This window comes from Methanonatronarchaeum thermophilum (assembly GCF_002153915.1).
GTDB lineage: Archaea > Halobacteriota > Methanonatronarchaeia > Methanonatronarchaeales > Methanonatronarchaeaceae > Methanonatronarchaeum > Methanonatronarchaeum thermophilum.
Map to the genome: position 1 here is coordinate 243,511 of NZ_MRZU01000003.1, position 9,326 is coordinate 252,836.

Genomic DNA, 9,326 nt, shown 5'->3' on the forward strand with positions numbered 1-9,326 from the left:
ACTAGTTGATTGTGATGAACCCAAAACAAAATATATTAAATCAAATTCAATCTAATTGAAATGAATTGAGTTGAATTGAATTGAATTGAATTGGGGTGATTAAGTTGTATTGTAGTGTTTGGATTCCTGGTCATATATCTGGTTTTTTTGAAGTTTGTATTGATGATTGTATTGATAGGTCTGGTTCTACTGGTGTTGGGATAAATTTAGATAAGGGGTTGGTTGTTGAGGTAGATGTTAGTAGGTCGAGTGAGACTACTGTTGATTGTGATGGAGCTGGGAGATTGGCTATTTTGAAGTTGTTGAGTGAAGTTGATGAAGAATATGATGTGAATGTTTGTTATGAATATGAACTTCCTGTTGGTATGGGTTTTGGTATGAGTGGTGCTGAAGCATTGGGGGGTGTGTTGGCTGTTTCTAAAGCGATTGGATATCCAAAAACGGTTAATCAGTTAGCTAGAATTGCTCATGAAGCTGAGGTTGAGTTAATGAGTGGTTTGGGTGATGTTGGTGCGCAACTCTATCGAGGGGTTACTGTTAACACTAAGCCTGGTGCGCCTGGTAAAAATGAAGTTGACAGTATATTAGTATCTAGAGATCGAAAGGTACATCTTTTAACTTTGGATAAGATTGAAACTTGTTCTGTATTGAGTGATGAAAAACTGGTAGAGAAGATAAATAGGTCGGGAAATGACAAAATATCTAGGTTTTTGGAGAAACCCACTTTAGATAATATGGTTAAATTGTCAAGGGAGTTTACTAATGAAATTGAAATAGCTCCTGAGGAAACCATGGAAATCCTAAATGATCTTGATACATATGGAGTGAATGCGAGTATGGCTATGATTGGTCAAACAATCTTCTCGATTGAGTCTCCAGATATATTATCTAGGTTTGGGGAAGTTATCACTACAGGAATAGCAGATAGAGGGCCAATAATAATTGAGTTAAAGAAATGAAAAATCTATTTTTACTATAATACAGGTAGTGTTTTTTGGTCTTTAGTTTAGATATAAAGGTTTTTCTCAAATGTTGTTAGGTTTTTGAAAGAGTCTTCTGTTATGGTGATTAGGTCTTCGATTCGGATTCCACCAAATTCAGGGTTGTAGATTCCTGGTTCTATTGTTACGACATGTCCTTTTTTTAATGTAGTTCCAGCTCTGCCTAAACTTGGTTTTTCATGTAGGTCTAGTCCTACACCATGTCCAGTTGAATGTATGAACCCTGTTTTGCCTCCGGTTCGAGGTGTGTTGTATCCTTTTTTTTCGAAATAGTTGCAGACTGCGTTGTGAACTTCTGCTCCTGTTATCTGGTTTTTTTCTTTGATTTTGTTGAAAGCGGTTTCTTGGGCGTTTAAAACATCTTGATAGACCTTATTTATTTTATTGTTTTTTATTTTCGAAAAGCTCCGTGTTATATCTCCACAGTATCTATTTTTTCTGTTTTTAGGGAAGATGTCTATTATTATTGGTGTTGGTTTGAGTATGCCAGTACCAGAGTTATGTGGGCTTGAAGTTTCTTTCCCTGATGACACGATTGTATCCATAGATATACAGTCGTTGCGCAATAACTCAACGTTTATCCGATATCTTATGTAATCGGAGGTTAATGGCCTGTCTTTATAAAATAATTCACCTTCAATCACTTCAGATTTTTCTAATATGGATACAGCGGTTTTCATACCTGATTCGGCTGTTTTTTGAACGTTTTCTATATGCTGTATCTCCCATTTTTCTTTTACAGCTCTTTGTTTAGAAAGATTGATTGGGAATAGTTGGTATCCACCTAATTTATGTGCAATTTTTATTGGAAATTCATCTGGAACACCTATTTTACTACAGCCAGCATCATTTAACAATTTTTTTATAGCGCCTAAGTATCGGTTTTGGCTTTGTTCAAAATTTGATAAAGATATAACTTCGAGATCGCTATCTTCTCTTGCTCTCTCCACCTCCATCCCTGGAACCACTATGCAAGTTTTTTCAGGTGATTTAAAAAAAACAAATGGATCAGTACTTAAAAAAGAAGAAAGGTGATACATATTTGAGTTGTTATATGATTCAGAAAAAGCTATAAAACAATCAAATTTATCCTTTTTTAATTCGAAGACCATCTATAAACACCTAATTAAATCTTGTTTTAACTAAATAGAATACAACTGTTTCAGTTTATTTGGTTCTTGAATATAGAACTAACGTTGGAGCTTAACATTAAAAATATTTGTTAAACTGATTGGTAATAGATGGTTGATGAATTTGTTGAGAAGTTATGAAAATGTTTTTATGAAAAATTAAAACAAAAAAATTTGGTCGCATTTGTTCTCCAGGCTAATTGGAGTTTGCGACCTGCACGATAAGGTTACTATTTTTTGTCTGTGGTGTTTTTTTATACAAGGCCTGCTCTCTGAAGCAACATGATGTCTTCGGTGTCGAGTTTTTCTCCTTCTTTGAATTTTTGGTAGACTTCTTCGGCTTTTTCTTTGACTTCGTCTGTTTTTTTCTGTTTTTTTGTTTGTTGTTTTTGTGCTCGTTTCTTTTGTTTGTTTTTCTTGAGTCCTTTGATGACTTTTTTGAAGTCGTCTAGCTCGTTTTTGGCTTTTATAAACTGGTTGTGGTAGGAGTTGGCTTTTTCTTGTGCTTCTATGAATTTTTGGTGTGATTCGTCGGCTTCTGCTCTTATTTCGTCGGCTTTGTCGAAGTTTTCGATCATTTTGTTGTGTTTTTCTTGCGCTTCGTCGGCTATTTCTGTTACTTCATCGTGTATTACTGATGCTTTTTGTTTTAGTTCGTTGAGTTCTTTGGTTTTTTCTTTGAGGTCTTGGTTGTGTTCTATTGATTCTTTGGATTTTTTGTATTGTTTTCTGAGTTCTGATATCTGGTCGATTATTTCTTGTTCTCGTTCGTTGCTTAGTACTTGTGTTTGTTGTTCGAACTCGAGTTCTTCGATTTGTTTTTCTACTTCTTCGGGTGATTTACCGTTGTATTCGATTTCTTTTTTGATTTCATCGATTTCGTTTTGTTTTTTTCTGATTTCTTTGTTGAGTTGTTCTCGTTCGTCTTTTTTCTCCTGTACTTTTTTGTTTAGTTCGTCTCTTTTTTGTTTGTATTCTTGGGCTTTTTCGACGTATTCTCTAGCTTTGTCGTTTAGTTCGTTTCTTTCAGAAGAAAACTCACTGGCCTTTGAATTATACTTGTCTCTTTTCTCTTGAAATTCTGTAACCTTTTCGTCTAGATTCTCTTTTCTCTCTAACAGTCTCTCTAGCATACATTATCCCTGATTTTTAAAAGAACGTTTCTTAGATCTTTTTCATTTAAGGCTACATCTGCCTTTTTGGTTAATATAGGGCTAGCGTTAAATGCGATTGAATAGCCCGCTACCTTAAACATAGAAAGATCATTAGCACCATCACCAACAACGATGCTGTTATTATTAGTTATCTTAAGGTCACTTAAAAGCTTCTTTAGGACTTCGCCTTTACTATTGCTTTTTGTTACTGGGCCTGTAACCTTACCTGTTGCACGACCATCTTTAAACTCTAGTTCATTGGCTATCGTGATGTCTATATCTAGTTTTTTGGCTATTGGTTCGGCTGCGGTTTTGAAGCTTCCTGTGATGATGGCGGTTTTAAACCCCATTTTATGAAGTTCTTTGATTGTTTGTCTAGCTCCTTTTGTTAAGGGAACGTTTTCAGCAACTTCTTTTATTTCTTCTTGGCGAATTCCTTCGAGATGTTTGACTCTTTCCCGTAGGGATTCTTCGTAATTGAAGTCGCCTTCCATAGCTCTTTTGGTTATATCTTCGATTTCACTACCCTTTCCACATATTTTGCCAAGCTCATCTACTATCTCAGCATCTATTAGGGTACTGTCTAAATCGAAGACAACCAGACCTTTGATTACAATCACCTTTAACTTTATATCTCAGAAAATTGGTAGGCTTCAATACGTCCATCGTAACAATAATGGACTTTATTGAATTTGTCACTAAATTCTCTTACGTCCTCTTTAACTTTTTTAGTTTCTTCCCCTTCGACTATTATTCTGGACATAAGTTCGGCTACTACTTCCATGTCTTTTTCTTTCATTCCAACACGGGTTAGTTCTTGGACGCCTAATCGGATTCCAGATGGTTCTTCGGTGTTGTTTACATCGTCCCATGGTAGTATGTTTTTGTTAGCGATTATGTTGGCGTTTTCAAGTTTTTTAGCTATTGTTGCTCCACCACCATTCTCTGAAACGTCTACTAAGAGTTGATGTGATTTGGTATATCCTTTGTCTTTTCCAAGTACGTGGCAGCCTTGGTTATATAGTGCTTTGCCTAATTTTTTGGCGTTTTTTATCGTTTGGTTTGCATATTCTTCACCGAATTCCTTCATTTCGGCTAGTGTGACTCCAAGACCTGCCATGTGGTGTAGGTGGTGGTTACTGGTTGTTCCTGGGAAAACTGCTTTTCTAATTTCTTTATCGAATTGTTTTTTATGTAGGATTACTCCACCTTGGGGTCCTGGGAAGGTTTTGTGTGTGCTTGCTGTCATTGCATCTGCGCCTTCAGCAATTGGGTCTTGGAATCGGTTTCCAGCGATTAAACCTAATACGTGAGCAGCGTCATACATTATTTTTGAACCGGTTTCATCTGCGATTTCCCGAGCCTCTTCGACTGGATGTGGAAATGGTATTACTGATGCTCCAAATATGATTAATTCAGGTTCAAGCTCTTTTATCATCTCGCACATCTTTTCGGTATCGATGTTCAGGTTATCTTCGTCAAAAGGAAATTCATTTATATCGAAACCCATCAAGCCTGCTGCTGAAAACTTCGAATGTGAGATGTGGCCTCCGCTTGGAACAGATAGTGACATAACGGTGTCCCCATAATCTGCCAGTGCATCGAATGCAGCGTAATTTGCTAAAACACCGGAGATTGGTCTTACATCAGCGGTTTCTGACCCAAATAATTCGGTTGCGAGTTCCTGAGTTTTTATTTCTATTTCATCTAGATATTTACAGCCTTCATAGAAACGCTTCCCTGGGTCTCCTTCTGCATATCTATGGGATAGGTCGGAACCTACTGCCTCTCTGGTTAATGGAGATGTTATGTTTTCGCTAGCTATCATGGGCAGAGAACTGCCAAACCAATTATGATGTTCTCTAATCTTGTTTCTTATAAATTCTATATCTTCAGATGTCATGAATAACCTCCTCAATTTAAATCAAACTTCAAAGCTGGTATTGCGATATTTAAAAAAAACATCGATTACCAGTAAAACAGAATACATCCCTATCTTTTCTCTCTCAAACCTACTTGAATTTAAAGGATGAAACCGGAATCTAGAGTTTGTTTTAGTATCTTCTTGTTTAAATTCTTTTTCAAATATTTTAGTAAGATATCATGGTTTTTTGTTAGTTATCTCTATTTAGAGGTTTATGTGGATATTTTTTAGGTAAAAAGTTAATATATTTAAAGACATATCGAGAACTGGTTGTTAAGATATCTAATACAATCAAAAAAAAGATTGTAGCTATTTATTAAAATGGAATAAAATTAATTTGGTTTTGTTCTAGATTTTATTTAGATAGGATTTGATGATTATTATGAGAGAAAATAAGGAAGTCATCCTGCGCGCGTTAAACTACAATGATCTTACATTCCTTGAACTAGAAAAGAAAACTAATCTAGATGACGAAAAGCTAGATAAAGAATTGGTAGATTTAAGCGAAGAAGGCCATATTGAAAAGCTAACTGAAGAAAAAGATAAAGAACTCAATCAGTTTGCGATTACAGAAAAAGGTAAACGGGCTTATAAAAAATATATGAGAGACCACTTTGATAGGGCTGAAGAATAAGAATTTTTTTAGACATCTTTTCTAATCGGTTAGGTTATTGAGGTTTCTGTTATACATGTTTTTGACCTAAAAAAAATTGGTTTTATTTATCTTTCGAAATACCTTTTCTACAGATATTGATCTATCTATTTTTATGTTGAATTAATCTTGGATTAATGTTGGATGTAGGTTTATTCTATAACTTGATTGGATGGTGTTTGACCATTTTATTGCCGGGTAAAATATAACGTTTATTAGAAGTAACTTTTTATCAGAGTTTATCGTTTTTTAGGTATATTATGTATTGTAGTTTTCAGGCGTTTTTTATTGGTGTTTGTTTATGAAGTTTGAATTGGATTGTGTTCCTTGTTTGTTAAATCGAGTGAGATATGAAATAGAGTTGTCAGATGTTGATGATAAAGCTGGATTCAGGGCTATGTCTAATGCTATTGATATTTTGGAGGATGAGTTTGGTATTGAAAAACCTGGTCATTTAATTTCTTCCGAGGTTCATCGAACGGTGTATGACTCATTAGGTGGTGGAGATATATACCGTGATAAAAAGGATTTAAGTAATGATATTGCTGAGAAGGTTATATGTGGGTTGGATGGTGTTTTAGAAGGTGATTTAGATAAACTTGTTCTCGCGAGTATTGTTGCTAATTCTTTTGATTTTGGTGTTATGGGTCATGAGGCTGAGTTTGGGGTTGAAGAGAGATTTAAAAAGGAAATTAATGAAGGTGAGTTAGCTGTTGATGATATCGATGAGATCATGGAGATGGTTGATAGTTCTGATAAAATAGCTTATCTTCTTGACAACTGTGGTGAAGCTTTGTTTGATTCCCTGTTGATCGATGAGTTGAATGATAGAAGTAATTGTGATATTGTTCTAGTTGTTCGTGGGGCCCCTATCTTTAATGACATGACATTGGATGATGTAAAGGAAATCGGGTTGGATAAGAAGGTTAGTGAGGTTGTTGAACTTGGTGAACGGGCTGTTGGAATAAACTTTAGATACCTGTCAGAGGAGGCAATTGATACACTTAGAGATGTGGATTTGATTATAAGTAAAGGTATGGCTAACTATGAATCCTTAACAGAAGTTGAAGACAACTATGATATTGCTTATCTCTTTAAGGTTAAGTGTGAGCCGGTTTCACGATCAATTGGATATCCAGTTGGCTCTAACATCGCTAAATTAAGCCATAAAAAGCAAGAAAAATAAAGTGGTTTTTATGTGTAAGGAAATCGATGTTGAATCTTTAAAAACTCTATTTCAGCTTAAAGAAGAGAAACGCAGTGGTTGGGTTTTAAAGGGAATAGGAGACCCGGAGTCTGTAGCAGACCATTCATGGGGAACTGCAATACTTGCATTATTATTTCACGGTAATCTTGAACTGGATAAATGCCTTAAAATGGCTTTGATACACGATATACTTGAAGTTGAAACAGGAGATATACCCAAATCTAAATTAGAATCTAAACAAGACGTGGAAGCTAAAAAGAAAAAAGAAGCTAAAGCTCTCAAGAAACTTCAAAAAGAATTAGACAGTGAATTACTGGATAGCTATATAGAATATAAAAAACAGAGTAGTAGGGAAGCTTTGTTTGTTAAAGACATGGATTTAATCGATATGTGTTTACAGGCCTGTATATATCAAGAGAATAAAAAAGATGTCTTTGCTGATAAGGAAAATGATTTCGATAGTTTAGATGGTTTTTTTGAGACTACGGAACCGGATTTGTCAACCGATATAGGTGTAAAACTCTTTAAAGAAATAAAATCCAATTATAAATCGATTGAATAGTTTTTTTGAATAGTTTTTTGGTTATCACAAAGGTTTCGGTTAATTTCTATTATTTTTTTGTTTTTTTGTTCTTGATATTAATAATCGGGTTTTAAAACGGAAATAAAAAAGGTGGGGGGATGGGGGGGTTTTTAGAGTTCGACTGCGTTTAGAACTGTTTCTGCTACTTCTTCAGGGTCTTTGAATGGGAAGTGGTTTTCTGTTAATAGTTCTCCTGCTTCTCCAGCTGTTATTTCTATGTCACCTGCAGCGCATGTTGTGTCAGCTCCTTCAGGGAATGCGTTGAGTAGTTCTTCCGGTGTTTCTATTGGGAAATCGGCTCCTTTTAGTGCACCCACTATCTGTTGTTTTATCTCTTTTTTTACATCCATCTTGTTCACCAAAAAACAATATTTAGGTTAGTTTTATAAAGTTTATTGTTAATAATATGTAGTAAAGTTATTTGTTTTGAACTGAACAATAAAATAATGAGAAGGTCTGAAATGAAAACTTCAGATATAGAAATGGAACATAAAAGGCAATTAGAAAATATAGAAAAAGAAATCACCGAAATCAAAAAAGAGATACAAGCATATAGAAAAAGAACAAGAAACGACATAAGACAGATCTTCCATGAAATACTCTCCGAAAAATGCATCGCACCAATAGCAAACAAAAGAAACCACGAAATAAACCAAATACTAGAGCTAAAACTCCCAAAAGAATGCGACCTAAACGAAATGTGCATAAAAGAATTTTCAAACGCATTCGAAGAACTATACAACGAATTTAAAGAACAAAAAATACAGAAAATAAAAAAAATATCTAACAAAAAGAAAAAAGAACTAAAAACACTCGAAAAAGAAATGCCCTACCAAAAATGTGAAAAATGCTTCAAAATGGTCCTAAACACAGTTGAAGAAGAAGTACAATTCATCGAACAACTATGCATAGACGAAATACAAACAAACATAACCCCAAAAGAGGAAGACATCGACAAAGAAATAGTTGAAGAAATAATATCACCACTATCCAACAAAGCAAGACTAAAAATACTAAGCACACTAGCAGATGACAGCAAATCATTCAGCCAACTCTCAGAAATAGTAAAACTAGAAGGAGGAAACCTAATGTTCCACCTAAACCAACTACGAGAAAAAGAATTCATCGTCCAAAAACACAAAGGCGGAGAATACTGGATAACAACAAAAGGCAAAAGAGTAATATCAGGACTTAGGTTAATATCAAAAACCTGCAAAAACTAAAAAACAACAAAAAACCAAATATAATCAAAAAAATAAATAAAAAAACAGCCTAAGAGCAAAAATCTATTCCTTAGGCCAATTGCACTACCCACTACCATACCTTGGGTATGCCTTGGTGTGGAGGGGGTTTCCTGTTTTGATGACGTAACTTGCAGGTACATTACAGAACTGAATCTGGTGTTTGTTGTCTGTAGAGTTTGCAGTCTCTGCAGACGTAACTTCGGCAAGTCCCTTGCCTAAAATATTCTGTGCTGCGTTGTAGTCTCTATCGGTTGTGCACCCGCAGCTTGGACAACTATGTTCTCTCTGCCACAGATTTTTGTCGGTTTTGACTCCGCACTGGGAACATTCTTTACTGGTATCTTTCGGGTCTAACTTCTTCAACAACTTTTTTATTGGTTCGGGTGATTCATCCCCAACCTAACTCCACATTCGTTCCATGAGGAAAAGGA

At 35.1% G+C, this 9,326-nt stretch carries 11 protein-coding genes; 5 read left to right on the forward strand and 6 right to left on the reverse strand.

The window, feature by feature from the left end; translation table 11 throughout:
• Window positions 1–104 precede the first annotated feature (104 nt).
• Window positions 105–959 (forward strand): pantoate kinase, encoded by an 855-nt coding sequence (locus AMET1_RS02485; RefSeq protein ID WP_086636902.1) that lies wholly within the window; start codon window positions 105–107, stop codon window positions 957–959.
• Window positions 960–1,006: 47 nt separating this feature from the next.
• Here AMET1_RS02485 and AMET1_RS02490 read toward each other — a convergent pair whose 3' ends face one another.
• From AMET1_RS02490 to glyA, 4 genes are all read right to left on the reverse strand, one after another.
• Window positions 1,007–2,113: a M24 family metallopeptidase gene (locus AMET1_RS02490; RefSeq protein ID WP_086636903.1), complete on the reverse strand. Its 1,107-nt coding sequence runs from the start codon at window positions 2,111–2,113 to the stop codon at window positions 1,007–1,009.
• A gap of 272 nt (window positions 2,114–2,385) precedes the next feature.
• Window positions 2,386–3,264 (reverse strand): coiled-coil protein, encoded by an 879-nt coding sequence (locus AMET1_RS02495; protein ID WP_086636904.1) that lies wholly within the window; start codon window positions 3,262–3,264, stop codon window positions 2,386–2,388.
• The gene (gene serB, locus AMET1_RS02500) at window positions 3,258–3,905 is read right to left on the reverse strand and encodes a phosphoserine phosphatase SerB (protein WP_161490727.1); all 648 of its coding nucleotides are present in this window, start codon (window positions 3,903–3,905) and stop codon (window positions 3,258–3,260) included. Before serB ends, AMET1_RS02495 begins: the two co-directional genes overlap by 7 nt.
• A gap of 8 nt (window positions 3,906–3,913) precedes the next feature.
• Window positions 3,914–5,188, reverse strand: a complete 1,275-nt coding sequence (gene glyA / locus AMET1_RS02505; RefSeq protein WP_086636906.1) for a serine hydroxymethyltransferase — start codon at window positions 5,186–5,188, stop codon at window positions 3,914–3,916.
• A gap of 403 nt (window positions 5,189–5,591) precedes the next feature.
• On the opposite strand from glyA, the gene AMET1_RS02510 reads away from it, so the two are divergent.
• The 3 genes from AMET1_RS02510 (at window position 5,592) to AMET1_RS02520 (ending at window position 7,630) form a co-directional block, all read left to right on the forward strand.
• On the forward strand, window positions 5,592–5,843 hold the full coding sequence (locus AMET1_RS02510; protein WP_143406813.1) for a hypothetical protein: 252 nt from the start codon (window positions 5,592–5,594) through the stop codon (window positions 5,841–5,843).
• A gap of 319 nt (window positions 5,844–6,162) precedes the next feature.
• A complete protein-coding gene (locus tag AMET1_RS02515; RefSeq protein ID WP_086636908.1) occupies window positions 6,163–7,047 on the forward strand; it encodes a damage-control phosphatase ARMT1 family protein in 885 nt (294 codons plus the stop codon).
• Window positions 7,048–7,057: 10 nt separating this feature from the next.
• Window positions 7,058–7,630 carry an HD domain-containing protein gene (locus AMET1_RS02520; protein ID WP_086636909.1) on the forward strand — a complete coding sequence of 191 codons (573 nt, stop codon included), beginning with the start codon at window positions 7,058–7,060 and terminating at the stop codon, window positions 7,628–7,630.
• 131 nt (window positions 7,631–7,761) lie between these two features.
• Here AMET1_RS02520 and AMET1_RS02525 read toward each other — a convergent pair whose 3' ends face one another.
• On the reverse strand, window positions 7,762–8,001 hold the full coding sequence (locus AMET1_RS02525; protein ID WP_086636910.1) for an MTH865 family protein: 240 nt from the start codon (window positions 7,999–8,001) through the stop codon (window positions 7,762–7,764).
• 111 nt (window positions 8,002–8,112) lie between these two features.
• Between AMET1_RS02525 and AMET1_RS02530 the strand changes: the two genes are divergently transcribed.
• Window positions 8,113–8,874 (forward strand): winged helix-turn-helix domain-containing protein, encoded by a 762-nt coding sequence (locus tag AMET1_RS02530; protein WP_161490728.1) that lies wholly within the window; start codon window positions 8,113–8,115, stop codon window positions 8,872–8,874.
• 84 nt (window positions 8,875–8,958) lie between these two features.
• On the opposite strand, the gene AMET1_RS07990 is transcribed toward AMET1_RS02530, so the two are convergent.
• Window positions 8,959–9,258, reverse strand: coding sequence for a zinc ribbon domain-containing protein (locus tag AMET1_RS07990; RefSeq protein ID WP_201721245.1), 300 nt, complete (start codon window positions 9,256–9,258; stop codon window positions 8,959–8,961).
• Window positions 9,259–9,326: the final 68 nt, after the last annotated feature.

What these genes read in the sequence shown, in the direction of transcription:
- AMET1_RS02490 (WP_086636903.1), bottom strand. Translation starts at nt 2,113, where the DNA reads ATGGTCTTCGAATTAAAAAAGGATAAATTTGATTGTTTTATAGCTTTT.
- AMET1_RS02520 (WP_086636909.1), top strand. Translation starts at nt 7,058, where the DNA reads ATGTGTAAGGAAATCGATGTTGAATCTTTAAAAACTCTATTTCAGCTT.
- AMET1_RS02510 (WP_143406813.1), top strand. Translation starts at nt 5,592, where the DNA reads ATGAGAGAAAATAAGGAAGTCATCCTGCGCGCGTTAAACTACAATGAT.
- AMET1_RS02525 (WP_086636910.1), bottom strand. Translation starts at nt 8,001, where the DNA reads ATGGATGTAAAAAAAGAGATAAAACAACAGATAGTGGGTGCACTAAAA.
- glyA (WP_086636906.1), bottom strand. Translation starts at nt 5,188, where the DNA reads ATGACATCTGAAGATATAGAATTTATAAGAAACAAGATTAGAGAACAT.
- AMET1_RS02530 (WP_161490728.1), top strand. Translation starts at nt 8,113, where the DNA reads ATGAAAACTTCAGATATAGAAATGGAACATAAAAGGCAATTAGAAAAT.
- AMET1_RS02495 (WP_086636904.1), bottom strand. Translation starts at nt 3,264, where the DNA reads ATGCTAGAGAGACTGTTAGAGAGAAAAGAGAATCTAGACGAAAAGGTT.
- AMET1_RS02515 (WP_086636908.1), top strand. Translation starts at nt 6,163, where the DNA reads ATGAAGTTTGAATTGGATTGTGTTCCTTGTTTGTTAAATCGAGTGAGA.